This window comes from Qipengyuania marincola (assembly GCF_029688625.1).
Lineage (GTDB): Bacteria > Pseudomonadota > Alphaproteobacteria > Sphingomonadales > Sphingomonadaceae > Qipengyuania.
Window position 1 is genome coordinate 515,656 of sequence record NZ_JARULC010000001.1, and the last position, 24,644, is coordinate 540,299.

The window sequence follows — 24,644 nt, forward strand, 5'->3', positions numbered from 1 at the left end:
TCCCCGCCTATTCCGCGTGCGCCCAGCTGCTGTCGGCCGGTATCAGCGTGTCGAGGAACTGTTCCGCCCGGTCGAGATAGGCCTGCCGCTTGTCGCCATCCATCCGGTCCCAGTTGGAATAGATGCGCCCGATACGCGGGTTCTTCTCGAACCGGTCGCGGTGGCGGTCCATGAAATACCAGTAGAGCGAGTTGAAGGGACAGGCGTCCTCCTCGACCTTCTTGTTGACCGAGTATTTGCAGTCGGAGCAGTAATTGCTCATCTTGTTGATGTAATTCCCGCTCGCCGAATAGGGTTTGGACGCGAGCTTGCCGCCATCGGCATACAGGATCATCGCCGCGACATTGGGCAATTCGACCCATTGATAGGCATCAGCATAGACCACCAGGTACCAGTCCTGCACTTCGCGCGGATTGATCCCGGCCAGCAGGCAGAAATTGCCAAGCACCATCAGCCGCTGGATGTGATGGGCATGCGCATTGTCGCGGGTGGAGCGGATACTGTCAGCAAGGCAGCGCATGTCCGTCTCGCCGGTCCAGTAGAATTCTGGCAGGCCGCGCTGGGCGTTGAGAGCATTGTTGCTCTCGAGATCCGGCATGAAGCGCCAGTAGAAACCGCGCACATATTCGCGCCACCCGATCAGCTGGCGGATGAAGCCCTCCACCGAATTGATCGGCGCGGTGCCATCTTCGTAGCACTGCTCCGCGCGTTTGCAGAGTTCGAGCGGGTCGAGCAGGCCGAGGTTGATGCTGGTCGACAGCATCGAATGCCACAGATCGTCCTGCCCGTGGACCATCGCGTCCTGATACTTCCCGAACTTCTCGATCCGCTCCTTGAAAAAGGCATCGGCGGCCTTTTCCGCCTCGTCCCGCGTGACCGGCCAGCCGAAATTGTCGAGATTGCCGAAGTGGTCGCCGAACTTGTCCTCGACGAGCTCGATGCATTCCCGCGTGATCTCGTCGGGCTCGAACAGCGGTCGCTCGGGCGGGTTCATCTCGTCCTTGGGCGAAGCGCGATTGTCCTCGTCGTAATTCCACTCGCCGCCCTTGGGCTTGCCGTCATTGTCCATCAGGATGCCGGTGCGCTTGCGCATCTCGCGGTAGAAATTTTCCATGCGGAGCGTGTCGCGATCCTCGGCCCATTCGTTGAAATCGGCGAGCGGGCAGATGTAGCGATCGTCCGGAAGGATTTCGACTTCGCAGGCGAATTTGTCGGGCCACTCCTCGATGGCCTGCTGGACCCGCCATTCGCCGGCCTCGACCACATGGATCGCGCGCGGATCGTGCCGCTCCACCGCGCGGGCGACCTCGCCGGTGAAGCTGCCGGCATTGTCCTCGTCGGTCAGCTCGACATAGTCGACCGTCCAGCCGGCATCTTCGAGCTCGGCTGCAAAGTGGCGCATGGCGGAAAAGATCAGGGCGATCTTCTGCTTGTGATGCTTGACGTAAGTGGCCTCGTCCCAGACCTCCATCATCAGGATGACGGTATCGTCCTTGGTCCGGCCCCTGATCGAGGCGATGTCGCGGGTCAGCTGGTCGCCGAGGATGGGGACGAGGACGGGGCCGTCGGAGGTGTCTGCCATGGCGGGTGAACGCGTAGGCAGGCTGCCGGTGCCTCAGACGAAACTGTAGGGATCGATATCCACCGCCACGCGCACGCCGGGCGGATGATCGACCTGCCGCAGCCAGCCGCGGATGACGTCCTGCAATTGCACGCTGCGGCGCGCGTTGATGAGGAAGCGGTAGCGGTAGCGATTGCGGAGCAAAGCCATCGGTGCTGGTGCGGGGCCGAGGATCATGCAGTCATCCACTTGCGGGCGAAACGCGCCGAGGCGATTGGCGGCTTCGCGCGCTTCGGCATCGTCCTCGCTGGAGATGATGATGGCAGCCCAGCGACCGAAGGGTGGGGCACCGGCATGGCGGCGCGCTTCGGTTTCGGCTTCATAGAAGGCATCGCGGTCGCCGTCGGCCAGCGCGGCAATGACGCTGGCTTCGGGATGGCGGGTCTGTATCAGCACCTCGCCCGGCTTGGTCCCGCGCCCCGCGCGGCCTGCCACCTGCGCGACCTGCTGATAGGTCCGCTCGCCCGCGCGCAGATCGCCGCCTTCGAGCCCGAGATCGGCATCGACCACGCCTACCAGCGTGAGTTCGGGGAAATGGAACCCCTTGGTTACCAATTGCGTGCCGACGATCACGTCCACCTCGCGCGCCTCGACCGCGGCGATGAATTCCGCTGCTTTGCCCGGCGAGTTGAGCGTGTCCGAGGTGGCCACGAACACGCGCGCTTCGGGCAGGCGCTCGGCCACCTCGTCGGCGATCCGCTCCACGCCGGGGCCGCAGGCGACGAGGCAATCGGGCTCTCCGCATTCGGTGCAGGCCTGCGGGCTCGGCGTCTCGTGGCCGCAATGGTGGCAGGCGAGGCGGCGGCTGAAGCGATGCTCGACCAGCCAGGCGCTGCAATTGGGGCACTGGTAGCGGAAGCCGCAATTGCGGCACAGCGTCAGCGGCGCATAGCCGCGGCGGTTGAGGAACAGGAGCGATTGCTCGCCCTTGGCCAGCCGGTCTTCGATCCCGTCGACCAGCCGCTGCGCCAGCCACATTCCGGTCGGCGGCTTTTCCTCGGTCAGGTCGATCGTGTCGATGCTCGGCAGTTCCGCCCCGCCGAAGCGGCTCGGCAGGTCGATCTTGGAGTAGATCCCGCTTTCGGCCATCTGCAGGCTTTCGAGCGCGGGCGTGGCGCTTGCGAGGATCACCGGCACCTGCTCGAAATGCGCGCGCATCACGGCGACATCGCGCGCATTGTATCGCACGCCGTCTTCCTGCTTGAAACTGATCTCATGCGCCTCGTCGACAACGATCAGGCCGAGGTTGGCGAAGGGCAGGAACAGGGCCGAGCGCGCGCCGACCACGACCTGCGCCGTACCCTGCGCCACTGCTCGGTAGGCGCGCCGCCGCTCGGTCGACTTGAGCGACGAGTGCCAAAGCACCGGAGCCGCCCCGAACCGCTCTTCGAACCGATGAAGAAAGTTTTCGGTCAGCGCGATCTCGGGCAGCAGGACGAGCACCTGCCGCCCCATTCGCAGCGCTTCGGCGATCGGTTCGAAATAAGTTTCGGTCTTGCCCGACCCGGTCACGCCATCGAGCAGGAAGGGGGCGAACTCGGCCTTGCGCACGGCCTCGGCGAACACGCCAGACGCCTCGGCCTGTTCAGCACTCAGCTCGACATGGGCGAAGTCGGGGCGGGCATCGGGATAGGGGCGGTCGCAATCGACCTCGACCGGTTCCAGCACGCCCTGGTTGACCAGCCCGCGCAGCACGCCTTCGCTGACGCCGGCGATGCCGGACAGCTCGCGAATGTTCGCCTGCTCGCCCTCCAGCGCCTTCATTGCGGCGTGGCGTTGCGGCGTCATGCGTTCGGGCATGCCGCCGGTCAGGCGATATTCGGTCATCGTCGCCGGACCCTTGAGCGCGCCGCCCGAAGACAGCGCCATCCGCGCCACGCTCGACAGCGAGGCGACGTAATAGTCCGCCGTCCACTCGATAAGCCGCCGGAGCGGCGCCGACAGCGGCGGTACCGGCAATATCCCTCTCAAATTGCGCAGCTTCTCCGCAGGAACCTCGGTTCCGGGAAGCCGTTCAGCCTCCCAGACGATGCCGATTATCGTGCGCGGACCCAGCGGGCATTCGACGACCGACCCGGCTTCGACATGCAGCCCTTCGGGCACCTTGTAGTCCAGCGGACCCAGGGCGGCATTGAGGACGAGGCAGCGAACACGGTTCATGGCGCCGTAATATGGGCGGCGCGACAGGGGCGAAACAAGGGTGGGGAACATGAGGACTGAAAAAATGACCGATATTCTTGTGAGACCCACCGGACGTCGCGCATTCCTGGGCGGCATTTCCCTTGGTGGTGCGGCATTGGCGCTGCCCGGCTGTGCAAGCCTCGGCGGATTCGGCATGGTCGATGCGGTCCAGCGCATCCTGTTCCTGTCGAGCGAGCGCGCCTTTGCGCGAATGCTGCAGGCGAACGGTTTCTGGGACGACCAGGTGGCCCAGCTGGGCCTGGGCAACCTTCTGGGGACGCGGGGCGATGTGCTCAGCCGGATCCTGACCTCCGCGCTGTTCAAGAACCGGCTCGAAAATGCCTTTGGGGACATCGCCTACGAGGGCGCGGAGCGCGCCGCGCCGCTGGTGACCGATGCCGTCCGCACCATCGGCATCCAGAACGCCATCGACCTCGTGCGTGGCGGTCCGACCGCGGCCACCGCCTTCCTGCGGCAGTCGATGGGCCGCACGCTGATCGAGGCGATGGTGCCTGAACTCGGCACCGCGATGCGCGTCGCCAGCGATCCGTTGGTCGGCGAGCTGATCAACGGCCTCACCGGCGTCGACCTGTCGGGCGCGACTACGCGTTTCGCCGACAATATCGACAACACCATCTGGCGCGAGATCGGCAACGAGGAAGCCGCGATCCGCCGCGATCCGGGCGCCACGCGCGACCCGTTGATCATCGGCGTGTTCGGGGCCGGCTCGGGGTACTAGCCGCGCGCCCGACGCATCGCTAAGGCTGCCCGGGAATCGCAATCCCCCGGGAGCCAGCCGCACATGAAATTTTTCGTCGACACCGCCGACATCGCCGACATCAAGGAAATGGCCGACACCGGCCTGCTCGACGGGGTCACCACCAACCCCTCGCTGATCGCCAAGTCGGGCCGCGATTTCATGGAAGTGACCAAGGAAATCTGCGACCTCGTCGATGGCCCGGTCAGCGCGGAAGTCGTCGCGCTCGATCACGACATGATGATGAAAGAGGCCGAGACGCTGCGCCGGATCGCGGACAATGTCTGCATCAAGGTGCCGCTGACGATCGACGGGCTGAAGACCTGCAAGAAGCTGACCGGCGACGGCACCATGGTGAACGTCACGCTTTGCTTCTCAGCCAACCAGGCGCTGCTCGCGGCGAAGGCCGGCGCGACCTTCGTCTCGCCCTTCGTCGGCCGGCATGACGACAACGGCTTCGACGGCATGGCGCTGATCCGCGACATCCGCACGATCTACGACAACTATCCCGGCTTCACGACCGAGATCCTCGTCGCCAGCATCCGCAATCCGGTCCATGTGCTCGAAAGCGCGCGCATCGGTGCCGATGTCGCGACGATGCCGCCCGCCGTCATCAAGGGGCTGTTCAAGCACGTCCTGACCGACAAGGGCATCGAGGGCTTCACGAAGGACTGGGAAAAGACTGGCCAGACCATTCCGACGTCCTAAATAGGCCGCGTGGCAGACCAGACCCCCCTCGATCGTTTCAAGCAGGCGCTGACCGGTGCCAGCCGTGCGCTGGCGAACGAGCCGGAGGTCGAAGTCGCATGGAGCGCGGACGCCCCGGCGCAGGCGGGCAAGAACTTCCGCGTGCCGTTGCCGGGCCGCACGCTCCCGCGCGAACAGGCGACCGAGGCGCGCGGCTTCGCGGACAGCTTCGCGCTCAAGCTGCGCCATCACAACGAAGCTTTGCACACCAGGGGCGCGCCCTCCGAGCCGATCGCGCGCGCCTGTTACGATGCCATCGAGCAGGTCCGCTACGAGGCGATCGGCACCAATCGCTATGCCGGCATACGCGACAATCTCGGCTCGGCAGTCGAGATGCGGACCAATGCCGATCCCATCGTCCGCGCCGACGAGGCAAACGAAGTTCCGCTGCCGACCGCGCTGTCGCTGATGCTGCGCGAGGCGCTCACCGGCGAGGCGATTCCCGAGCGCGCGCGCAGCGCGGTGGACATGGTGCGCGAGGATATTCTCGCCAAGATCGGGACCGACATGGACGATCTGGCGGGCGTGCTCGACGACCAGACCGCCTTCCAGGACCTGACGCTCGACATGCTGCGGCATCTCGACCTGACGCTCCCCGAAAATCCCGAGCCGACCGATAGCGAGGACGGCGACGAGGACGATGGCGAAAGCCCCGAGCAGGACGAGGATACCGACGAGGAAGACGAGGGCGGCGCCGAACCGCAGGCCAGCGACATGCGCTCCGACGTGACCGACGGCGAGGCCGAGGGCGACGCCGACCAGGAGGTCGAGGGCGAGCAGGAAATGACCGACGGCGATCCCTCGGACGAGGAGGGCGAGGGCATGCAGCCCGTGCGCCCGAACCGCCCGTGGACCGAGATCCCCGAAGGCTTCGACTACAAGCCCTATACCGACACATTCGACGAGGTCGTCGAGGCGCCCGAGCTGTGCGACAACGAGGAACTCGACCGGCTGCGGCAGTATCTCGACAGCCAGCTGGCGGGCCTGCAAGGCGTCGTCACCCGACTCGCCAACCGCCTCCAGCGCCGCCTGATGGCGCAGCAGAACCGCAGCTGGGACTTCGACCAGGAAGAGGGCATGCTCGATGCCGCGCGGCTCACCCGCGTGGTCGTCAGCCCCGGCCATGCGCTCTCCTACAAGATCGAACGCGATACCGAGTTCAAGGACACGGTGGTCACGCTGCTTATCGACAATTCGGGCTCGATGCGCGGCCGCCCGATCAGCATCGCCGCGATCAGCGCCGATATCCTTGCGCGCACGCTGGAGCGATGCGGCGTGAAGACCGAGATCCTCGGCTTCACCACCCGCGCGTGGAAGGGCGGGCAATCACGCGAGGCGTGGCTCGCCGACGGCCGCCCCGCCAATCCCGGCCGCCTCAACGATCTGCGCCACATCCTCTACAAGCAGGCCGACGAACCCTGGCGCCGCGCGCGCCGCAACCTCGGCCTGATGATGCGCGAAGGGCTGCTGAAGGAAAACATCGACGGCGAGGCGCTGCTCTGGGCGCACGACCGCCTGCTCCGCCGCCCCGAAGACCGCCGCATCCTGATGGTCATCTCCGACGGTGCCCCGGTCGACGACAGCACGCTGAGCGTCAACCAGGCGGGCTATCTCGAAAGCCATTTGCGCAAGGTGATCGACTGGATCGAGAAGCAATCGCCTGTGCAACTGGCGGCGATTGGGATCGGGCATGACGTGACGCGCTACTACCGCCGCTCGGTGACGATCATGGATGTCGAGCAGCTGGGTGGCACGATCATCGAGCAGCTGGCTGACTTGTTCGAGATCGAAAACTAGGGCTTCAAGGCATACCGCCGCCGGGGATCGCCTTTGGCGAGATACCTGTTCACCATTACCATTGCGATGGCGAGAATGGCCACGTTGATGGCGATGAAGATCATCCAGAAGCTTTTCGGATCGAGAACTCCTACCACGCCAAACCGGGGATTGGTGGCTATTTGGCTGAAGCCAGCCATCAAAAGACCGGCATAGGAAAAGGCAAAACGCATCTGGTGATTGCGAAGCCACGCCGGATCGCGCGTGCGATTCCACTTCCAAAGAGCGAAGACGCCAACCAGCGAGCTGACTCCGCCGACAACGATGAAAAGATGGAAAAAGCCCCATCCGCTGTTGCCGAATTCAAGGACGGTTGCAGGCACGAAGACTACGACGCCCGTAGTTGCCAACATGGCGGTTACATAGACGTATGCCCATCGCCTGTGGCGCACGCCGCCTTTAGGCAACACGAAAACGATCGCGCCGGTCAGGATCGCCGCCAAAGCCGCACCGATATGGACTTGCAACAAGACGCTGAGTTCGGACATCGGCTCTCTCCTCAGCGAACGACGGTAGACCGGCTGTTCTGTCTGCGCAATACACCTCGAATATTGCCTATTGCCGCGTGGCTGGTAGGCACGCGGCATGAACGTATCCGATGCCGTCCAGACCCGCCGCTCCGTTCGCGCCTTTACCGACGAGCCGGTCGAGCGCGAGACGCTCACCCGCATTCTCGAAAAGGCGCAGCGTTCTCCCTCCGGCGGCAACACCCAGCCGTGGCACGGCATCGTCCTTACCGGCGAACCGATGCAGAGGCTGTTCGACCGGATTGCCAAGGAGTTTCCCAAGGGCCGTGCGGCGCATGCACCCGAATATCACGTCTATCCCCCCGAACTCGACGGCGCCTATGAACAGCGCCGTCGCGGGGTGGGCGAAGACATGTATGGCGCGCTGGAAATAAGCCGCGAGGACAAGGGCAAGCGCCTGATGTGGTTCGCCAACAACTTCCGCGCCTTCGGTGCGCCGGTTCTGATGCTGGTCCACACGCCCAAATACATGGGCCCGCCGCAGTGGAGCGATATCGGTATGTGGCTCCAGACCATCGGCCTGCTCTGCCGCGAAGAGGGCCTCGACACCTGCTTCCAGGAGGCGTGGGCAGTCTATTCCCCGCAAATCCGCGAGATGGTCGATATTCCCGAGGACCACATCTTCTTCTGCGGCGTCGCCATCGGCTATCGCGACGAAGATGCGGCGGTGAACAATTTCGAAGTCCGGCGCGCCGACATCGACGAGAGCGTACGTTGGGAGGGGTGGTAGCGCCTTCGCGTCAGTGCTGCTGGTCGTCGTCAACCTCGCGGGCCACGTCCGGATCGCGCCAGATGTAGATCCCGACGATCAGGAACCAGCCTAGCATCAGCACGGCAAGCACCCGCTCGAAGCCGCCATCGATATCGGTGGGCACGATGAACAGGCCCGGACCGAGCACCAGGAACAGGCCGCCCAGCGCGTACAGTCCGATCCCCACCGCCTTGTTCATCGTATGGAATTGTCCGGCTGTCAGCAGGGCGGCGGCGGGAAACAGGGCGCCGATCGCATAGACGAGGCGATAGTGGATCACCGGGCCGTCGCCGGTGCTGTAGGCCTCGTAAGCCCCGATCAGCGTGATGCACCCGGCAAGCGCGATCAGCGCGATGGTCCCGATCCGCCAGTCCAGCCGGTCGATGCGCCAGCGCCACAGCCCGATGGTCGCCGACAGGACGGCGATGACGAATGCGTAGATGCCTGCGTCCGCCAGCCAGTCGTACCGGCCGGCGGCGAGATTGCTGATCGTGTTCTCCATTGCGTTGAAGCGGCCGGAGAGGGCGGCAGTGGTGAAATCGGCGACGATCGCGACAAGGCATCCGGCGATGGTGAGACCGCCCATCAGGCGCGACGGCGTATTGGTGCCGCTATCGGTGCTCATGCTGTTCCCCTGCTATTGCGAAAAGCGGCGCTTTGCCCCATCAGCCGCGCCGATGACCGACGCTGCGAACGATAAGCCGCTCAGGCTATTCAACAGTTTGAACCGCCAGCTGGAGGAGTTCGTTCCGGTCCACCCCGGCGAAGCGCGCGTCTATTCCTGCGGGCCGACGGTCTACAATTACCAGCACATCGGCAACATGCGCGCCTATGTCTTCGCCGATACGTTGGGACGGGTGCTGCAGTGGAAGGGCTACAAGCTCACCCACATCATCAATATCACCGATGTCGGCCACCTTACCTCGGATGCGGACGAGGGCGAGGACAAGATGGAGAAGATGGCCGCGCGCGAGAACAAGAGTGCGTGGGACATTGCCAAGTTCTACCAGGAGGATTTCGAGCGCGACCTTGCGCGGCTGAACGTGCAGCCCAAGCAACACCCGCGCGCGACCGAGTATGTCGAGGCGATGATCGCTTGGGGCGAAAGGATCGCCGACAAGCACTGCTACGAACTCGACAGCGGCCTCTATTTCGATGTGTCGACCGTGGACGATTACGGCCGGCTGGCGCGCGCGGTTACCGACGATGGGGAGGGCCGGATCGACACGGTCGAGGGCAAGCGCAACGCGGCCGACTTTGCGATCTGGCGCAAGACGCCTGCGGGCGAGACGCGGCAGATGGAATGGAATTCGCCCTGGGGCAGGGGCGCGCCCGGCTGGCACCTCGAATGCTCGGTCATGGGCGAGGCGCTGCTCGGCTTCCCCTTCGACATCCACACGGGCGGCATCGACCACCGCGAGATCCACCACCCGAACGAGATCGCGCAGAACCAGGCCTATTGCTGCACCAATGGGCTGGACGATGCGCGCAATTCGGGCGCGCGCATCTGGATGCACAACAACTTCCTCGTCGAGCGGAGCGGCAAGATGAGCAAGAGCGCGGGCGAATTCCTGCGCCTGCAATTGCTGGTCGACAAGGGCTACCACCCGCTCGCCTATCGCCTGATGTGCCTGCAGGCGCATTACCGCAGCGAGCTGGAATTCAGCTGGGAAGGGCTGCAGGCGGCGCTGACGCGGCTGAAGCGCATGGTGATGGCCGTGGAGCGACTGAAGGACGAGGCCGCTGGCAATCCTTCCCACCCCAAGCTTGCGCCCATGCGCGAAAAATTCGCCTCGGCGATATCCGATGATCTCAACACGGCTGTGGCTCTTGTCGCCTTGGAGGAAGCGCTGGCGGTCAAGAAAATCGACGGCGGCGTGAAGCGCGCCGTAATCGAGGATATGGACGCCGTCCTCGGACTTCGCCTGTTCACGCTTTCCCGAACCGACCTCCGCATCCGCCCGGCGGACGCTCAGATCACCGAAGCCGAGATCGAAGCCGAACTCCTCCGCCGCAAGGAAGCGCGCGCGGCAAAAGATTTTGCAACTTCGGACGCGATCCGTAACAGTTTGGCGGACAAGGGCGTCGAGGTGATGGACGGCGACCCGCTGGGATGGGAATGGAGGCTTTGACGATGGCAGACCCGCAGGCGCTTCTCTGGGAACATCTGAAGGACGCGCCACGGGGATTGAAATTCGTGCGCGATTTCGGCGGCGACGGTTTCACCCTGCCGTTCTATTGCCGCGAAGCCCACCTTGCGGTCGAGATCGAGGACGATCCCTTCAAGACCGCGCGCCACGAATTGCGCGATGCCTGGCAGGAGCTGAACCGCGTCGACATCATGCAGGTGCCGCCCAGTCACGTGAAGCAGAACGCCTCCGAAGTGGCGGACGCCATCCTCGACATCGCAGAGCCTCGCCGGGACAGGTTTGCGGACTGAGCGCGCAGCATGACCAAGGCCGTCCTCTCCGCTCTCATCCGCCCGCTTGTCGAACCGCGCCTGCCCGGCTGGGTCGAGCCGCAATGGTTCGCCAGCAAGGAACAGGCGCTGGAAATGGCACCCGAGGCAGAGATCGGCTGGTTCGACCTCAACGAGAAGGAGCCGATGATCGAGATCGCCAAGGCGGCGACCAGGCTGAAATGGCTGAACTCGATCTATGCCGGGCTGGATTTCATGCCGCTCGACTTGCTGAAAGAGCGCGGCGTTGTCGTCACCAACGGCGTTGGCATCAATGCGCTGACCATCGCCGAATATGTCGTCATGCTGATGCTGGCCCATGCCAAGGGCTATCGCGACGTTGTGCGGGCGCAGGACCGCAAGGAGTGGCTGCTCGACAGTCCCGGCAAGCGCGAACTCGCCGGCGAGCGGGTGCTGCTGCTCGGCCTTGGCGCGATCGGTGGACTGGTGAAGACCCGGCTCGAGGCGTTCGACATGACCGTCGTGCCGGTGCGCCGCTCGGGCGGTGAGGGCGCGCTCAAGCCCGGCGAATGGCGGCAGAAGCTAGGCGAATTCGACTGGGTCGTGCTCGCGGTTCCGTCGACCGAGGAGACCAAGGGCATGATCGGCAAGATCGAGCTCGCCGCGATGCGCCCGAATGCCGTGCTGGTGAATATCGCACGCGGCGATGTGGTCGATCAGGAGGCGCTGGTCGAGGCTCTGCAGGACAAGACCATCGAAGGCGCCTTGCTCGACGTGACCGACCCTGAACCGCTGCCCGAAGATCATCCGCTGTGGGAGCTCGAGAACGCGCAGGTCACCATGCACCTGTCGGGCCGCGCGCAGTCGAAGATGTTCCAGCGCAGCGCCGACCGGTTCATCGAAAACCTGCATCGCTGGGAGAAGGGCGAGCCGGTCGAGCCGCAGATGGATCTCGACGCGGGTTACTGACGGAACGCCTTGCGGCAACGGACCGTTCGTCTTCGTGAACAGGAGACGCCATGCCCAGCCTCAAGGACACTTACCCGCTCTACCTCAACAACAAGGCCGCGCAGCCGAACACCGATCTTGCGGTGACGGACAAATATACCGGCGAAGTCGCCTTTCGCACCGCGCTCGCCAGTCCCGAAATCATCGACGAGGCGATCGCGGGTGCTGTGCGCGCAACCGAGCCGATGGCGAAGCTCGCCAGCTACGAGCGCAAGGCAGTGCTCGACCACTGCGTATCGCGCTTCGAGGAACGGTTCGACGAGCTCGCCTATTCGCTTTGCGTCGAAGCGGGCAAGCCGATCGGCGACAGCGAGGGAGAGGTCACGCGCCTGATCGACACTTTCCGCATCGCTGCCGAGGAATCGGTGCGCATGTATGGCGAAGTCATGCCGCTCGATATTTCCGAACGCGCGGCGGGCTACCAGGCGATCTGGAAGCGTTACCCGATCGGGCCGTGCAGTTTTATCTCGCCATTCAATTTCCCGCTCAACCTCGCCGCGCACAAGATTGCGCCCGCCATCGCGGTCGGTTGCCCCTTTGTCCTGAAGCCCGCCAGCAAGACTCCGCTCGGCGCGATTATCATCGGGGAAGTGCTGGCGGAGACCGACCTGCCAGAAGGCGCGTTCTCCATTTTGCCCGCGAGCCGCGACGGCGCAGACCTGTTTACCGTGGACGAGCGCCTCAAGCTGCTCAGTTTCACCGGATCGGACGAGGTCGGTTGGGCGCTCAAAGCGCGAGCGGGCAAGAAGAAGGTCGTGCTCGAACTCGGCGGCAATGCGGCTTGCGTCATCGACCACGACGCCGATCTCGACGATGCGGTGGAGCGCGTCATCAAGGGAGCCTTTTACCAGTCCGGCCAGAGCTGCATCAGCGTGCAGCGGATCGTGATCCACGAGACTGTCTACGATGCCTTCCGCGACAAGCTGGTCGCCAAGGCCAAGGACCTCAAGAGCGGCGATCCCAAGGACCGCGAAACCTTCATCGGCCCGATGATCGACGATGGCGAGGCCGAGCGGGTCGAGGCCTGGATCGCCGAGGCCGTCGACCATGGCGCGAAGGTCCTGTGCGGGGGCACGCGGGAGGGGCGCATCGTCGAGGCGACACTCCTCGAAAACGTCGATAAGGCTGCCAAGGTGGTCAACGAAGAGGTCTTCGGCCCCGTCGCAGTGCTGATGAAATTCAGCGACTGGGACGAGGCCCTGTTCGAGGTCAACCGCAGCGAATTCGGCCTGCAGGCGGGCATCTTCACGCGCGACCTGTTCAAAGTGCTCGACGCGTGGGATCGGCTGGAAGTCGGTGGGCTGATGGTCAACGACATTCCCAGCTACCGCGTCGATTCCATGCCTTATGGCGGGGTCAAGAATTCAGGCCTTGGCCGCGAGGGTATCCGTTTCTCGATGGAGGACATGACCGAAATCCGGAACATGGTGATCCGGCGCAGCTAGCCATCCTCCAGCAGCAGCAATTCGCACTGCACCACGATGCGCGGATCGGGGACCACGCGGTGCTCCACCTCGATCACGCTGGCGTCCGCGACCAGCTGGCCGGGGAGAGCGAACTCGTGCTCGTCAAGTTCGGCAATGAACTGCTCGCCCGCCTCGACCGCTTGCGCGCCGGCAAAGAGCAGCGCGAAGGAATGGCGCGTGCCGGCAAAGGTAATGCTGGCCCAGGCCTTTTCCGAATGCGTGATCACCTGCGCGTGATGGCCTGAGAGCGCGACGAGTGCCTCGCGCAGCCTGTCTCCGGTCGAGCGGCGCGTGCGTGTGCGGCGCTTGATTTCGGTCTCAACCGACATGGATGGCCTCCTTGCTTCCCGAATCGCGCGCAGCTTCGAAACCGGCCATGAAGCCACGGATGCGCTGCTCGGTGCGATCGCGCGGTTCGCGGCCCATGCGCAGGTCGAGTACGAATCGCGGATCGTGCGCGGCAAGGCGCCCGAATTTGGTGGCGGCCATTTCGTGTTGGCGGAGGAACTTCTCGACGGATCGGATCAGCATTTCGCGACTCCCAATTGGCTGAACTCTCTGGCGAATCATTCGCCGTGTTCCCTATACGTTCCAACTGGAATCCTACTTGTCTAGGAAAAATCCTATGCTATAGGAAATTTCATGGAAGATATCTCACGAGACGAACGGCACGCGCGTGGAAGGCTGCAGGATATGGCGCGCAAACACGGGGCCAGCCTTGCGGGCCTGTCGCGCCTGATCGGACGCAATCCGGCCTATTTGCAGCAATATGTCGCGCGCGGGAGCCCACGCCATCTCGACGAGCCGGACCTGCGGAAGATCGCTGAATTTCTTGGAATTTCGCCCCGCGTTATCGAGACTCGCCGGTTCGACGATACGCGGTATGATGCGCCCACCCAGCGCCGCGTGGCGATGGCCGAAAGGTCGCCGGGCGGCGTCGGCGAGTGGGTCGAGGTGCCGCGCCTTCCGCTGGATGCATCCGCCGGGCCGGGCGCCTTCAGTGCAGAGGAAATTTCCTTCGATTCGTTCCGTTTCAGCCGCCGCTGGCTGCGCGAGGTGGGTCTCGAGGGCGCCGACCTTTCCGCGATCCGCGTCGAGGGCGACAGCATGGAGCCGACCCTGCGCAGCGGCGACGAGATTTTCGTCGATCGGAACAAGCGTGCCGGCGAGGGGATCCATGTCGTGCGGATCGGCGACGCGCTGCACGTGAAGCAGGTGCAGGCCAGCGCCCCCGGCCGCATCAAGCTGATCAGCGCCAACGACGCCTATGCCCCGATCGAGCTCGCCCGCGACGAAGTCGAGGTGATAGGGCGGGTCGTGTGGAAAGGGGGCAGGGTGTGAATTGCCGCCGACTCAGCTGGGCCGCTTGAAGTAGTCGTCCGATTGCAGCGTCATCAAATAATCTGCGATCACATCGATATCCTCTTCCACCAGGTCGACGTCCATCTGCATCGGGTAATTGTGCGCGTCGGACAGGAAGGTCTCCAGCGTTGCGCGCGTGACGCCGGGGCTGTTGGCGATATCGGCGAAGCCGGGGGCCTGCGGATTGGGGGAGACCTCGTTCGCCCTGACGGCGTGGCATTCGCCGCAGACCCCGCTCACGAAGTCCGGGACCTCATCGACGGAAGCGGCGGTCAGCGTCACCGGTTCCCGCGCGGCTGGCGTCGCTCCATAGGATTGGCAGGCGGCAAGCGTAGCAACCGCAATCACGAGTGGTCCCAGTGTCTTCATCCGTCCGCTCCTTTTCCACGAACCCTAGCATGGATGTGCCTCCAAACCTTGTTTTCGATCAAGAAGCCGACCATTTCTGCCGTATGGAAGACACCGCTCAGACACCCGCCAAACCGCCGATGAAGGCCGGCATCGTCCCGGTCACGCCGCTGCAGCAGAATTGCTCGCTGATCTGGTGCACCGCCACGAACAAGGGTGCGCTGATCGATCCCGGGGGGGATCTCGACAAGCTGAAGGCAGCGGTGGCGAACTCCGGCGTGGAGCTGGAGAAGATCCTCATCACCCATGGTCACATGGACCACTGCGGCGAGGCGGGTGTTTTGGCGAAGGAGCTGGGCCTGCCGATCGAGGGGCCGCACGAGGCGGACCGCTTCTGGATCGCGCGGCTGGACGAGGATGGCGCGCGCTACGGCATGAATGCCGAAGTGTTCGAGCCTGATCGCTGGCTGGTCGATGGCGATACGGTGACCGTTGGCGAGCTGACGCTGGAGGTCATCCACTGTCCGGGCCACACGCCCGGCCACGTCGTGTTCTTCCACCGACCGAGCAAGTTCGCCATCGTCGGCGATGTCCTTTTCCAGGGCAGTATCGGACGCACCGATTTTCCTATGGGCAACCACCAGGATCTGATCGATGCGATCACTCAGAAGCTCTGGCCGCTGGGCGATGACGTGACATTCATTCCCGGCCACGGCCCGACCAGCACCTTCGGTCAGGAGCGCAAGACCAACGCTTTCGTGAGCGATTACGCGTTGTCTTAATGCGTGCCGCAAGCCTTCGACGGATGTCGAAGGCGTACTTCACAAGCAATCTGCCCCTCCACACCGCTTGCATCGCTCGGGAATTTCGCTATAGCGCGCGCCTTCACCGCACCTGTCGGGATGTTTCGGGTTCACGCACACTTGTGCGATGCCGGACCTTCCCCTAGGGCGGCCACCGAAATTGATTGAATTTGTTTGAGGAAAAGGTGCCGCCATGGCCGTCCCCAAGAGGAAAGTATCGCCCCACCGCCGCGGCAACCGTCGTGCGCATGATTCGCTCAAGGTCGAAGCGCATCACGAATGCTCGAACTGCGGCGAACTGAAGCGTCCGCACAATCTGTGCCCGCACTGCGGCCACTACAACGGACGCGAAATCATCGCCGTCGGTCTCTAAGACCGCTTGCAACAACCGGAGACGCTCATGAGCCTGCCGCGTATCGCTGTCGATGCGATGGGCGGCGATGAGGGCGTGCGCGTGATGGTCGAAGGCGCGGCGCTCGCTCGTCGTCGCCACGACAAGTTCAAGTTCCTGCTGGTCGGCGACGAGCCGCGCATCAAGGCGGCTCTCGAAACGCACCCGGGAATGAGCGGTGCGTCCGAAATTCTGCATTGCGAGGATGTGATCGAAGGCGACGAAAAGCCTTCGCGCGCGCTGCGCCGTGCCAAATCCACCAGCATGGGCCTCGCCGTCGATGCGGTGAAGCGCGGCGAGGCAGGCGCCGCCGTCTCTGCCGGCAATACCGGCGCGCTGATGGCGATCAGTAAGCTCGCTCTGCGCACCATGCCCGGCCTCGACCGCCCGGCACTTGCGGCGCTTCTGCCGACGCTGGGCGACAATGACGTCATCATGCTCGACCTCGGCGCCAATCGCGAATGCGATGCGCGCAACCTCGTCCAGTTCGCCATTATGGGCGCGGCCTATTCGCGCATCGTTACCGGCAACGCGCGCCCGCGCACCCGCTTGCTGAACATCGGTACCGAAGAGACCAAGGGCACTGAAGACATCCAGCAGGCCGCTGAAATCCTGCGCGCCGCGACTTCGCTCGAAATGCAGTTCGAAGGCTATGTCGAAGCCGACAAGATCAACCGTGGCGAATGCGACGTGGTGGTCTGCGACGGCTTTTCCGGCAATATCGCGCTGAAGGCGATCGAGGGCACCGCACGCTTCGTCACCGACTTGCTGCGGAGCGCCTTCACCAGCTCGCTGCGGTCCAAGATCGGCTTCCTCGTCTCGCGCCCGGCGACCGAATTGCTGAAACATCACCTCGATCCCAACAATCACAACGGCGCGGTTTTCCTCGGCCTCAATGGCGTCGTGGTGAAAAGCCACGGCAGCGCCAATGCCAAGGGCGTGGCCAATGCGGTCGAAGTAGCTGCCCGCCTGTTGGAAGACGATATTCTCAACCGCATCAGGCACGACCTCGGCGAAGTCGGGACCGACGCGCTGGTGGCCAAGTGATCCGCTCGGTCATCACCGGAACGGGATCGGCGCTTCCCGCGAAATGCGTCACCAATGCCGAACTTGCCGAGCGCGTGGAAACCTCCGACGACTGGATCGTCGATCGCACTGGCATCCGCCAGCGCTATATCGCCGGCGAGGGCGAATATACCTCGACTCTGGCAACCGAAGCGGCGCGCGCCGCGCTGGAGGCGGCGAGCATCGACGCGGCCGAAATCGGGCTGATCGTTCTCGCCACTGCCACGCCCGATCACACTTTTCCCGCAACGGCGACTCAGGTCCAGGCCGCCCTTGGGTGTGGCGGAGGGGTTGCATTCGACGTGCAGGCGGTCTGCTCGGGCTTTCTCTACGCGCTGGCGACCGCGGATTCGCTGCTACGCACCGGCATGGCGCAAAAGGCGCTGGTAATCGGTGCGGAAACCTTCAGCCGCATTCTCGACTGGGAGGATCGCACCACCTGCGTCCTGTTCGGTGACGGGGCGGGCGCAGTCGTGCTGGAGGCGCGGGATGTCGCCGAGGACGGTCCCGGTATCCTCGCCAGCCGCCTGCATGCGGAAGGCGCGCACAAGGACATGCTCTATGTCGACGGCGGCCCATCGACCACCGGAACCGTGGGTCACTTGCGCATGCGCGGCCGCGAAGTGTTTCGCCACGCGGTCGTGAACCTCGCGGATGTGCTGAAGGAAGTGCTGGACGACACCGGACTGGCTGCCAGCGATATCGACTGGGTCGTCCCGCATCAGGCCAATGCCCGAATTCTCGACGCCACGGCGCGCAAGCTCGATCTCCCGCCCGAAAAGGTCATTGTCACGGTCGACCGCCACGCCAATACGTCGGCCGCCTCGGTGCCGCTCGCGCTGGACGTGGCCATGCGCGATGGCCGGATCAAAGCTGGCGATCTGGTGATGTTCGAGGCCATGGGGGGCGGTTTCACCTGGGGTGCGTCGCTCGCGCGCATGTAACAGCTGGTCGGATAATCCTCGCCTTGCAATTGCAGTTTTATGTCAAATGTTTATATTGTTTGACGAAAGCGGCAGAATTCACAGTTTGGGTTCGCACCACCACTCAGGGTCGCATCTGAGGGGAAGGACACGATGGATATGATGCGCTCTGTAGGCACGTTGACCCGCGCCGATCTGGCAGAAACGATCAACCGCAAGCTCGGCCTGTCGCGGGCGGAGTCGCTCGAAATGGTCGAGGCGATCCTCGAAAAGATGTGCGAAGCGCTGGCCAATGGCGAGAATGTGAAGATCTCGGGCTTCGGCAGTTTCGTGCTGCGCGACAAGAAGGAACGGATCGGCCGCAATCCGAAAACCGGCGTCGAAGTGCCGATAACCCCACGCCGGGTAATGACTTTCCGGGCCAGCCAGCTATTGAAAGACCGGATCGCAAACGGCTGAATTCTCGGGAGCGCGAACGCATGGCGAAATTCGACGATGGCAAGGACGAAGGCGCCCTGCGCACGATCGGCGAAGTAGCCAAGGCGACGGGCATAAAGGCGCACGTCCTGCGCTATTGGGAAGACCAGTTCCCGATGCTCAAGCCTCTCACCCGCAGCGGAGGGCGGCGGTACTACCGGTCCGAAGATGTCGAGCTGGTCGAAAAGATCGACCGTCTGGTGAACCAGCAGGGCTACACGTTGAAGGGCGCCAAGGCGGCGCTGAAGGGTGTGCCTGACCAGCAGGCGGCGGCCCAGGCGGGCACGCCGTCGGTGTCCTCGAACGAGGAGCTGATCGGGAAGCTGAAAGCCATTCGCACGGCCCTGCACCGGGCGCTCGCGGCCTGATCCTCAGTCCGACGGTATCAGCGTCAGTTCGGTCTGGCGGCCATCGAGAAAGCGAACCGACTTGCCGTCGAACCAGGCGTCTTCCTCGCTGCGGAACTCGACGATCTGACCGCCCCATTCGGGCACTTCATTGTAGCTGGTGAGCTCGATCGACCAGGCCGTGTTTGCGCGCAGCCGGTATTCGCTCCGGGGGTCCGCGCCCTGATTGTCCCAGAAACCGATCGCCGTGCCCGCACCATGGCCGTGGAGGCCGATGGGGTGCGAATAGATCGAGGGATTGAGCCCGTCCGCGATCGCGGCGGCGCGGGCGCGGGCGAGAATCTCATTCCCGGTCAGCCCCGCCTCGAACGCGGCCAGCAGGTGGTCCTGCACCCGGTTGGTTGCTGCCAGCCCTGCGTTCAGGCCTTCCGGCGCTTCGGTTTCGCCGGGCTTCAGGACATAGGCGAGGTGCTGCGTATCGGTGTTGAGCCGCAGGTAGGTTATGCCGAAATCGGTCCACAACAGATCCCCCGGCTGGATCACCGTATCATCCCTCAGCATGCCGTCGATCCCCTCACGCTGGATGCCGACCGAGGGATGGAACCATGGCGTCAGGCCTAGCGAGGCGAGCCGCTCGCGATACCACCATTGGACATCGGCGGCTGTCGTCTCCCCCGGCGTGATGACCTCGCGCGAGAAGGCTTGCGCGATCAGTGCGTGGGCGACGCGCACGATGCCGGGATAGATTTCGAGCTCGGCAGGCGTGCGGCTTTCGAGCCACCGCAAGGAGAGCGTTTCGCCCGATACGATGCGGTCGCGATAGGTCTCCGGCAGGGCGGCCATCATCAGGCGATACTGGCTGAGCGTCATCCCATCGCCGAATGCGCGCAGGTCGGAAAAGTTGATCGCGATCCTCGCCGGATCGCGCTCGGCGATGATGTCCGCCACCGCCTGCCATTGGTCGGGTTCGTCCTCGGGCTCCCAGCTTGGCTGGAACAGGTCGGCGAGACCGTAGCGACTCACGGTGAGCCGCTCGAACGGCTGGCCGTCGCCAGGATCGTGGAACACCAGGATCGTGCGCCGCCGCGCGCTCATGCTGGTCGCATCGAGCATGCTGGCGACCACCGGCTCCTCGAAATATTCGCGCGCCATCAGCACCCACATGTCGATACCCTGCTCGCGCATGATCGCCGGTACGATCGTCTCGAGGCGCTCGGCAAGGATGCGGTCGATGACCTCGGCTCGCTCGCGCATGGGCAGGATCGGCGGCATGTCCGGCGCGGCCTGTTCCGTGTCGCTCAGCGGGATAGTGGGTGGGGCGGCAAGACCGGGTGAAGCGAGCAACAGGCTCGCCGCAGCCAGCACAAGACGTGAGTTCATCGGTTGCTTCCCTTTGATGCGGTCATTCTGCCGCCAGCAGTTCTTCCGCCGCACCCAGGTCCACGCTGACCAGGCGGCTGACGCCCTTCTCGATCATGGTCACGCCGAACAGGCGGTGCATGCGGCTCATGGTCACGGCGTTGTGCGTCACGATCAGATAGCGCGTATTCGTCTCGCGCGTCATCGCGTCGAGCAGGTCGCAAAAGCGGTCGATATTCGCGTCGTCGAGCGGCGCGTCGACCTCGTCGAGCACGCAGATCGGCGCCGGATTGGTCAGGAACAGCGCGAAGATCAGCGCGGTCGCGGTCAGCGCCTGCTCGCCGCCCGACAGCAGTGTGAGCGATTGCAGGCGCTTGCCAGGCGGCTGCGCGAAAATCTCGAGTCCGGCCTCCAGCGGATCGTCGCTGTCGATCAGCGCCAGATGGGCCTCGCCGCCCTCGAACAGGCGGGTGAAGAGGCGCTGAAAGTGGTCGTTGACCTGCTCGAAGGCAATGCGCAGCCGCTCGCGACCCTCGCGGTTGAGGCTGCCGATGGAGCCGCGCAACCGGCTGACGGCTTCGCGCAATTCCTCCTGCTCGGCGGAATTGGCACCATGTTCGCTTTCGATCCGCTCTAGCTCATCGGCGGCGACGAGGTTGACCGGACCGATGCGCTCGCGGCTGGCAGTGAGGCGGTCCATCTCCTCGCTCTCGGCTTCGGCATTGGCGACGGCATTTTCATCGAAAGCGAAGCGCTCGGGCAATAGCGGAGGCGGGCACTGGAAGCGCTCGCCGGAAATGCGCGCCATTTCGATACGCCGGCCATCCTGGTTCTCGGCGTGGGCGGACAGGCCAGCGCGGTTCTCGCGCGCTTCGGCAAGAGCCTCGTTGGCTTGCGTGAAAGTGCGTTCGGCTTCCTGCGCGACCTCGCTTGCCGCAGCGACGGCCTTTTCCGCCTCGGCAAGCTCCGCACCGAGGCGCTCGCGCAGCTGGTCGCCCTGTTCGATTTCACGCATCAGGCCTTCGGGCTTTGCCGCGGTGACAGCACGTTCCTGCTCGATCTCCTCCGCGCGGATTTCCATGTCGGACAAGCGGCGGGCGGCATCGCCGCTCCGGGCTTGCCAGTTCGCCATGTCGCTGCGCTGTGCCGCGGCACGCTCTCGCGCGACCGCCAGCGACTGATCGTGGGCGGCGAGTTCGGCAGCGCGTGCCTGGAGGGTAGACCGGGCCATTTCATTCTTCGCGCGCGACGCTTCCAGTGCGGCACGCCCGGCCTGCGGATCAGGCAGGGCCTCGCGCTTTTCTTCGGCGGTGGCGAGGTCGGCCTGCGCGGAGCGAAGCTGCTCGTCATGCTCGGCCTCGCTGCGCGCCAGTTCCTCAAGCCGCGCGGCCAGCCGTTCGCGTGCCGCCTCCGCCTGATCAAGAGCGCGCAGAGCCTGTCGCTCGGCGTCGGCCGCGCCCGCCAGTTCGCGTTCCGCGGCCACTAGATCGCGTTGGAGCTGGCTCAATTCGCCGCCTGCCCTGTCGAGCGACGATTGCGCATGCTCGGCTGCCCGGCGCAGGTCAGGAAGGCGATCTTCCAGTTCAGCGAACCGGTTTTCCGCTTCGAGCCGCGCCGCTTCGGCAGAACCTTCGCCGCGGACCACCAGACCGTCCCAGCGGCGTAATGCGCCTGTCAGCGTGACGATCGCGTGGCCGGGGGCAAGCGGGCGCCCGTCATCGGCCTCCGCCACATGCACCAGCGCCAGCCGCGCGCGCAATTCCGCAGGGCACGCCTCGACATGGTCGGACAGCGAATCCGCGACGGCTGGCGGGGCATCGGCGCCGGTCCAGTAGCGGCCCTCGGCATCGCCATCGGGCGCGCCGAGCAGCGCCTTGCCGTCGCGCCCCAAGGCTGCGGCCACTGCGCGCTCGTAGCCCTTGGCTGCGCGCACGCCATCGATCGCCTGTTGGCGGCCCTCGCGCTTCTGCGCCGCGCGCTGGCGGGCCTCGCGGTCGCGCTGCAGGGCGTCGAATTCGCGTTGCACGCCGGACAGTTCGGCCTTCGCCTCCGACAGGGCCGACGCTGCCTCGTCCCGTTCGGCCTGCAAGTCGGCCTTGCGCGCCTGCATCGTCTCGATTGCTTCGCGGCGTTCTGCCAGTTCTTTTTCCGCCGCCGCAAGCGCCGCTTTGGCTGCATCGACATCGGCGCCGGGATTCTCGCCCGCCAGTGCCTCGCGCTGCTGCGCCATCCGGCGCGCTTCGGCCTCGACCCTGTCCAGACGCGTGCGCGCCTGGGCGATCTCGGCCTCGGCGACGCGCCATTCAGCCTCTACCCCGGCATTGTCGGCAGTGGCCTTGGCCAGCGCGAGCTCGGCCGCGCGGCTGTCGCGTTCTGCCTGCTCCGCGGCGCGCTCGAGGGCCGGGCGGCGCGCTTCGTCCTCGGCCAAAGTTTTCTCGACAACCGCAAGATCACGCTCCAGCCGCGACAGGGCCTCGGCAGCGTCTTTCGTGAGCCGGTCCGCCTCGCCGCGATCGGCTTCCAGCCGTGCCTTCTGGCGGTCGAGGTCGGCAAGGCGCTGCTCCGCGGCTTCGAGCTGGGTCGTGAGCGCCGCCATCCGGTGTCCGTGCGCGCTGGCATCGTCACGCCGATCCGCCTGTTCCTCGCGCGCTTCGGCAAGCGCCTCGGCAGCCGCGCGCTGCGCCTTCTGCGCGTCGTTGGCAGCGTCCTGAGCCTCGGCGACGCGCTGTTCCGCTTCGCGTGCGGCCTTCTTCGCCTCTTCGGCTGCTGCCGCCGCATCGCGCCAGCGCGCGAACACGAGCCGCGCCTCGGCGGTCCGGATCTGATCGGAGAGCTTCTTGTAACGTTCGGCTTGCTTCGCCTGCCGCCGCAGCGAGGCGATCTGGCTGTCGAGCCCGGCCATGATGTCCTCGAGGCGCTCGAGATTGGTCTCGGTCTGCCGCAGCTTGCTTTCCGCGTCGCGTCGACGGACGTGCAGGCCAGCGATCCCTGCCGCCTCCTCCAGCATCTGGCGGCGTTCGGTGGGCTTGGCGGCGATGACCTGCGCGATCTTCCCCTGACTGACGAGGGCAGGGCTGTGCGCGCCGGTCGCGGCATCGGCAAAAATCAGCGCGATGTCCTTGGCACGGACGTCACTGCCGTTGAGGCGATAGGCGGAGCCCGCGCCGCGTTCGATCCGGCGGACGACCTCCATGTCGTCGCCTTCGTCGTCGCGGCCCTGAAGGACGACTTCGGCGAAGTCGCGCGGCGGACGGCTCTGCGTGCCGGCAAAGATCACGTCCTCCATCCCGCCCGAGCGCATGGACTTGGGCGAGTTCTCGCCCATGACCCAGCGGATCGCTTCGAGCAGGTTGGACTTGCCGCAGCCGTTCGGGCCGACGACGCCGGTCAGGCCGGGCTCGATATGCAGCGTGGCGGGTTCGACGAAGCTCTTGAAACCACTCAGCCTGAGCTTCGCAATTTCCATCGCCCGTCCTTCTCCCCCGCCGGCGCTTACCTGGCGCCGGCGCGCTGGAGGATGGGTTCGAGCGCGGCCCAGCTGTTGGCGTCGACCTGCTGACCGTTGATCAGGAAGGTCGGGGTGCCCTGAATGTTGAGCTCGTCCGACTGCCTCGTCGAGTTGTCGGCAATCGTGGTGTAGGCCTGCTCGTCGGCCAGGCACTGGCGCGCCTGATCCTCGCTCAGGCCGCGGGCGGCGAAGAAATCGTAGAAGCCGCCGACTTCGGCCAGCCGAACCAGCCGCTGTTCGGGCGGCAGGTTGAGCGACTGCTCGATTGCGCCCTGGTTCTCGAAGATCGGGGTCAGCACCTGCTGCTGGTTGGCGAACACCTGATCCGACAGGGGAATGAATGCCTCGTCCGCGGCGCAGCGCACCAGCGTGGCCAGCGCAAGGTCGTGCGGACCGTGGATCTGGTTGCGCAATTCGAAGCTGACGCGGCCGGAATTGACGTATTCGCTGACGAGCGGCTCCATCCCTTCCGCGGCGAAGCGCGCACAGGTGGGGCAGGTTAGCGAGGCATATTCGACCAGCTTGATCGGCGCATCAGGATTGCCGATCATGTAGCCGTCCATGTCGGTCACGGTCACCGTATCGGCCCAGCTCTGGCCATCGGGTGCCGGCACGGCATCAACGGCCTCACCCTCGATCTCACCGGTTTCACTGCTTTCCGAACCACAGGCGGCCAGAACGAGGGCGAGTGGGGCAGCGAGAGCGAAACGAAGCGTCTTGGTCATGAAAATCCTCTTTTCGGGAACTG

25 protein-coding genes are annotated in these 24,644 nt (G+C 64.8%); 15 read left to right on the forward strand and 10 right to left on the reverse strand.

The window, feature by feature from the left end:
- Positions 1 to 7 precede the first annotated feature (7 nt).
- Together P8Q88_RS02555 and P8Q88_RS02560 are read right to left on the reverse strand one after the other, a co-directional pair.
- On the reverse strand, positions 8 to 1,582 hold the full coding sequence (locus P8Q88_RS02555) for a cryptochrome/photolyase family protein (protein WP_278322255.1): 1,575 nt from the start codon (positions 1,580 to 1,582) through the stop codon (positions 8 to 10).
- Between the two features lie 33 nt (positions 1,583 to 1,615).
- Positions 1,616 to 3,781, reverse strand: a complete 2,166-nt coding sequence (locus P8Q88_RS02560) for a primosomal protein N' (RefSeq protein ID WP_278322256.1) — start codon at positions 3,779 to 3,781, stop codon at positions 1,616 to 1,618.
- 64 nt (positions 3,782 to 3,845) lie between these two features.
- Here P8Q88_RS02560 and P8Q88_RS02565 point away from each other — a divergent pair, with 64 nt between their 5' ends.
- From P8Q88_RS02565 to cobT, 3 genes are all read left to right on the forward strand, one after another.
- On the forward strand, positions 3,846 to 4,541 hold the full coding sequence (locus P8Q88_RS02565) for a DUF4197 domain-containing protein (protein WP_278322257.1): 696 nt from the start codon (positions 3,846 to 3,848) through the stop codon (positions 4,539 to 4,541).
- A 63-nt stretch (positions 4,542 to 4,604) separates the two neighbouring features.
- Positions 4,605 to 5,267: a fructose-6-phosphate aldolase gene (gene fsa / locus P8Q88_RS02570; RefSeq protein ID WP_278322258.1), complete on the forward strand. Its 663-nt coding sequence runs from the start codon at positions 4,605 to 4,607 to the stop codon at positions 5,265 to 5,267.
- 9 nt (positions 5,268 to 5,276) lie between these two features.
- Entirely contained in the window at positions 5,277 to 7,103 is a 1,827-nt protein-coding gene (gene cobT, locus P8Q88_RS02575) for a cobaltochelatase subunit CobT (RefSeq protein ID WP_278322259.1), read from the forward strand.
- Here the strand turns inward: cobT and P8Q88_RS02580 are convergent.
- Positions 7,100 to 7,630 carry a DUF2306 domain-containing protein gene (locus P8Q88_RS02580; protein ID WP_278322260.1) on the reverse strand — a complete coding sequence of 177 codons (531 nt, stop codon included), beginning with the start codon at positions 7,628 to 7,630 and terminating at the stop codon, positions 7,100 to 7,102. The two genes, cobT and P8Q88_RS02580, sit on opposite strands and share 4 nt — an antisense overlap.
- 97 nt (positions 7,631 to 7,727) lie before the next feature.
- On the opposite strand from P8Q88_RS02580, the gene P8Q88_RS02585 reads away from it, so the two are divergent.
- Positions 7,728 to 8,399 (forward strand): nitroreductase, encoded by a 672-nt coding sequence (locus P8Q88_RS02585; protein WP_278322261.1) that lies wholly within the window; start codon positions 7,728 to 7,730, stop codon positions 8,397 to 8,399.
- A 10-nt stretch (positions 8,400 to 8,409) separates the two neighbouring features.
- Here the strand turns inward: P8Q88_RS02585 and P8Q88_RS02590 are convergent, their stop codons facing one another.
- Complete coding sequence (locus P8Q88_RS02590) at positions 8,410 to 9,045, reverse strand: DUF998 domain-containing protein (protein WP_278322262.1); 636 nt, start codon at positions 9,043 to 9,045, stop codon at positions 8,410 to 8,412.
- A gap of 52 nt (positions 9,046 to 9,097) precedes the next feature.
- On the opposite strand from P8Q88_RS02590, the gene cysS reads away from it, so the two are divergent.
- The 4 genes from cysS to P8Q88_RS02610 are packed head-to-tail and all read left to right on the forward strand — an operon-like array spanning position 9,098 to position 13,292.
- The gene (gene cysS / locus P8Q88_RS02595; protein ID WP_278322263.1) at positions 9,098 to 10,552 is read left to right on the forward strand and encodes a cysteine--tRNA ligase; all 1,455 of its coding nucleotides are present in this window, start codon (positions 9,098 to 9,100) and stop codon (positions 10,550 to 10,552) included.
- A 2-nt stretch (positions 10,553 to 10,554) separates the two neighbouring features.
- Positions 10,555 to 10,860: a DUF559 domain-containing protein gene (locus tag P8Q88_RS02600; protein ID WP_278322264.1), complete on the forward strand. Its 306-nt coding sequence runs from the start codon at positions 10,555 to 10,557 to the stop codon at positions 10,858 to 10,860.
- Between the two features lie 9 nt (positions 10,861 to 10,869).
- Positions 10,870 to 11,808: a D-2-hydroxyacid dehydrogenase gene (locus tag P8Q88_RS02605; RefSeq protein WP_278322265.1), complete on the forward strand. Its 939-nt coding sequence runs from the start codon at positions 10,870 to 10,872 to the stop codon at positions 11,806 to 11,808.
- A gap of 50 nt (positions 11,809 to 11,858) precedes the next feature.
- Positions 11,859 to 13,292 carry an aldehyde dehydrogenase family protein gene (locus tag P8Q88_RS02610; RefSeq protein WP_278322266.1) on the forward strand — a complete coding sequence of 478 codons (1,434 nt, stop codon included), beginning with the start codon at positions 11,859 to 11,861 and terminating at the stop codon, positions 13,290 to 13,292.
- Here the strand turns inward: P8Q88_RS02610 and P8Q88_RS02615 are convergent.
- Positions 13,289 to 13,642, reverse strand: coding sequence for a hypothetical protein (locus tag P8Q88_RS02615; RefSeq protein WP_278322267.1), 354 nt, complete (start codon positions 13,640 to 13,642; stop codon positions 13,289 to 13,291). The genes P8Q88_RS02610 and P8Q88_RS02615 overlap by 4 nt on opposite strands.
- Positions 13,632 to 13,844, reverse strand: coding sequence for a hypothetical protein (locus P8Q88_RS02620; protein WP_278322268.1), 213 nt, complete (start codon positions 13,842 to 13,844; stop codon positions 13,632 to 13,634). Before P8Q88_RS02620 ends, P8Q88_RS02615 begins: the two co-directional genes overlap by 11 nt.
- A gap of 111 nt (positions 13,845 to 13,955) precedes the next feature.
- Between P8Q88_RS02620 and P8Q88_RS02625 the strand changes: the two genes are divergently transcribed.
- Positions 13,956 to 14,654: a LexA family transcriptional regulator gene (locus P8Q88_RS02625; RefSeq protein ID WP_278322269.1), complete on the forward strand. Its 699-nt coding sequence runs from the start codon at positions 13,956 to 13,958 to the stop codon at positions 14,652 to 14,654.
- A gap of 12 nt (positions 14,655 to 14,666) precedes the next feature.
- Here P8Q88_RS02625 and P8Q88_RS02630 read toward each other — a convergent pair whose 3' ends face one another.
- Positions 14,667 to 15,044 (reverse strand): cytochrome c, encoded by a 378-nt coding sequence (locus P8Q88_RS02630; protein ID WP_278322270.1) that lies wholly within the window; start codon positions 15,042 to 15,044, stop codon positions 14,667 to 14,669.
- A 119-nt stretch (positions 15,045 to 15,163) separates the two neighbouring features.
- On the opposite strand from P8Q88_RS02630, the gene P8Q88_RS02635 reads away from it, so the two are divergent.
- The 6 genes from P8Q88_RS02635 to P8Q88_RS02660 all read left to right on the forward strand — a co-directional run bounded on the left by P8Q88_RS02635 (position 15,164) and on the right by P8Q88_RS02660 (position 19,050).
- Positions 15,164 to 15,805 carry an MBL fold metallo-hydrolase gene (locus P8Q88_RS02635; protein ID WP_278322759.1) on the forward strand — a complete coding sequence of 214 codons (642 nt, stop codon included), beginning with the start codon at positions 15,164 to 15,166 and terminating at the stop codon, positions 15,803 to 15,805.
- A 214-nt stretch (positions 15,806 to 16,019) separates the two neighbouring features.
- On the forward strand, positions 16,020 to 16,199 hold the full coding sequence (rpmF, locus tag P8Q88_RS02640; RefSeq protein WP_200980932.1) for a 50S ribosomal protein L32: 180 nt from the start codon (positions 16,020 to 16,022) through the stop codon (positions 16,197 to 16,199).
- Positions 16,200 to 16,226: 27 nt separating this feature from the next.
- Positions 16,227 to 17,264 (forward strand): phosphate acyltransferase PlsX, encoded by a 1,038-nt coding sequence (gene plsX / locus P8Q88_RS02645; RefSeq protein ID WP_278322271.1) that lies wholly within the window; start codon positions 16,227 to 16,229, stop codon positions 17,262 to 17,264.
- Complete coding sequence (locus P8Q88_RS02650) at positions 17,261 to 18,226, forward strand: beta-ketoacyl-ACP synthase III (RefSeq protein WP_278322272.1); 966 nt, start codon at positions 17,261 to 17,263, stop codon at positions 18,224 to 18,226. The genes plsX and P8Q88_RS02650 overlap by 4 nt, the downstream gene beginning before the upstream one ends.
- A 138-nt stretch (positions 18,227 to 18,364) precedes the next feature.
- Complete coding sequence (locus P8Q88_RS02655; protein ID WP_278322273.1) at positions 18,365 to 18,664, forward strand: integration host factor subunit alpha; 300 nt, start codon at positions 18,365 to 18,367, stop codon at positions 18,662 to 18,664.
- Positions 18,665 to 18,684: 20 nt separating this feature from the next.
- Positions 18,685 to 19,050 carry a MerR family transcriptional regulator gene (locus P8Q88_RS02660; RefSeq protein ID WP_278322274.1) on the forward strand — a complete coding sequence of 122 codons (366 nt, stop codon included), beginning with the start codon at positions 18,685 to 18,687 and terminating at the stop codon, positions 19,048 to 19,050.
- Positions 19,051 to 19,053: 3 nt separating this feature from the next.
- On the opposite strand, the gene P8Q88_RS02665 is transcribed toward P8Q88_RS02660, so the two are convergent.
- Genes P8Q88_RS02665 through P8Q88_RS02675 form a run of 3 tightly spaced genes read right to left on the reverse strand, consistent with a single transcriptional unit; the run spans position 19,054 to position 24,621 of the window.
- Positions 19,054 to 20,409 (reverse strand): M24 family metallopeptidase, encoded by a 1,356-nt coding sequence (locus P8Q88_RS02665; protein WP_278322275.1) that lies wholly within the window; start codon positions 20,407 to 20,409, stop codon positions 19,054 to 19,056.
- A gap of 22 nt (positions 20,410 to 20,431) precedes the next feature.
- Positions 20,432 to 23,854 carry a chromosome segregation protein SMC gene (gene smc / locus P8Q88_RS02670; RefSeq protein WP_278322276.1) on the reverse strand — a complete coding sequence of 1,141 codons (3,423 nt, stop codon included), beginning with the start codon at positions 23,852 to 23,854 and terminating at the stop codon, positions 20,432 to 20,434.
- A gap of 26 nt (positions 23,855 to 23,880) precedes the next feature.
- A complete protein-coding gene (locus tag P8Q88_RS02675; RefSeq protein WP_278322277.1) occupies positions 23,881 to 24,621 on the reverse strand; it encodes a thioredoxin domain-containing protein in 741 nt (246 codons plus the stop codon).
- Between the last annotated feature and the right edge of the window lie 23 nt (positions 24,622 to 24,644).

Coding starts and splice junctions, on each gene's coding strand:
- P8Q88_RS02555 (WP_278322255.1), bottom strand. CDS start 1,582: ATGGCAGACACCTCCGACGGCCCCGTCCTCGTCCCCATCCTCGGCGAC.
- P8Q88_RS02560 (WP_278322256.1), bottom strand. CDS start 3,781: ATGAACCGTGTTCGCTGCCTCGTCCTCAATGCCGCCCTGGGTCCGCTG.
- P8Q88_RS02565 (WP_278322257.1), top strand. CDS start 3,846: ATGACCGATATTCTTGTGAGACCCACCGGACGTCGCGCATTCCTGGGC.
- fsa (WP_278322258.1), top strand. CDS start 4,605: ATGAAATTTTTCGTCGACACCGCCGACATCGCCGACATCAAGGAAATG.
- P8Q88_RS02580 (WP_278322260.1), bottom strand. CDS start 7,630: ATGTCCGAACTCAGCGTCTTGTTGCAAGTCCATATCGGTGCGGCTTTG.
- P8Q88_RS02585 (WP_278322261.1), top strand. CDS start 7,728: ATGAACGTATCCGATGCCGTCCAGACCCGCCGCTCCGTTCGCGCCTTT.
- P8Q88_RS02590 (WP_278322262.1), bottom strand. CDS start 9,045: ATGAGCACCGATAGCGGCACCAATACGCCGTCGCGCCTGATGGGCGGT.
- cysS (WP_278322263.1), top strand. CDS start 9,098: ATGACCGACGCTGCGAACGATAAGCCGCTCAGGCTATTCAACAGTTTG.
- P8Q88_RS02600 (WP_278322264.1), top strand. CDS start 10,555: ATGGCAGACCCGCAGGCGCTTCTCTGGGAACATCTGAAGGACGCGCCA.
- P8Q88_RS02605 (WP_278322265.1), top strand. CDS start 10,870: ATGACCAAGGCCGTCCTCTCCGCTCTCATCCGCCCGCTTGTCGAACCG.
- P8Q88_RS02610 (WP_278322266.1), top strand. CDS start 11,859: ATGCCCAGCCTCAAGGACACTTACCCGCTCTACCTCAACAACAAGGCC.
- P8Q88_RS02615 (WP_278322267.1), bottom strand. CDS start 13,642: ATGTCGGTTGAGACCGAAATCAAGCGCCGCACACGCACGCGCCGCTCG.
- P8Q88_RS02620 (WP_278322268.1), bottom strand. CDS start 13,844: ATGCTGATCCGATCCGTCGAGAAGTTCCTCCGCCAACACGAAATGGCC.
- P8Q88_RS02625 (WP_278322269.1), top strand. CDS start 13,956: ATGGAAGATATCTCACGAGACGAACGGCACGCGCGTGGAAGGCTGCAG.
- P8Q88_RS02630 (WP_278322270.1), bottom strand. CDS start 15,044: ATGAAGACACTGGGACCACTCGTGATTGCGGTTGCTACGCTTGCCGCC.
- P8Q88_RS02635 (WP_278322759.1), top strand. CDS start 15,164: ATGAAGGCCGGCATCGTCCCGGTCACGCCGCTGCAGCAGAATTGCTCG.
- rpmF (WP_200980932.1), top strand. CDS start 16,020: ATGGCCGTCCCCAAGAGGAAAGTATCGCCCCACCGCCGCGGCAACCGT.
- plsX (WP_278322271.1), top strand. CDS start 16,227: ATGAGCCTGCCGCGTATCGCTGTCGATGCGATGGGCGGCGATGAGGGC.
- P8Q88_RS02655 (WP_278322273.1), top strand. CDS start 18,365: ATGATGCGCTCTGTAGGCACGTTGACCCGCGCCGATCTGGCAGAAACG.
- P8Q88_RS02660 (WP_278322274.1), top strand. CDS start 18,685: ATGGCGAAATTCGACGATGGCAAGGACGAAGGCGCCCTGCGCACGATC.
- P8Q88_RS02665 (WP_278322275.1), bottom strand. CDS start 20,409: ATGAACTCACGTCTTGTGCTGGCTGCGGCGAGCCTGTTGCTCGCTTCA.
- smc (WP_278322276.1), bottom strand. CDS start 23,854: ATGGAAATTGCGAAGCTCAGGCTGAGTGGTTTCAAGAGCTTCGTCGAA.
- P8Q88_RS02675 (WP_278322277.1), bottom strand. CDS start 24,621: ATGACCAAGACGCTTCGTTTCGCTCTCGCTGCCCCACTCGCCCTCGTT.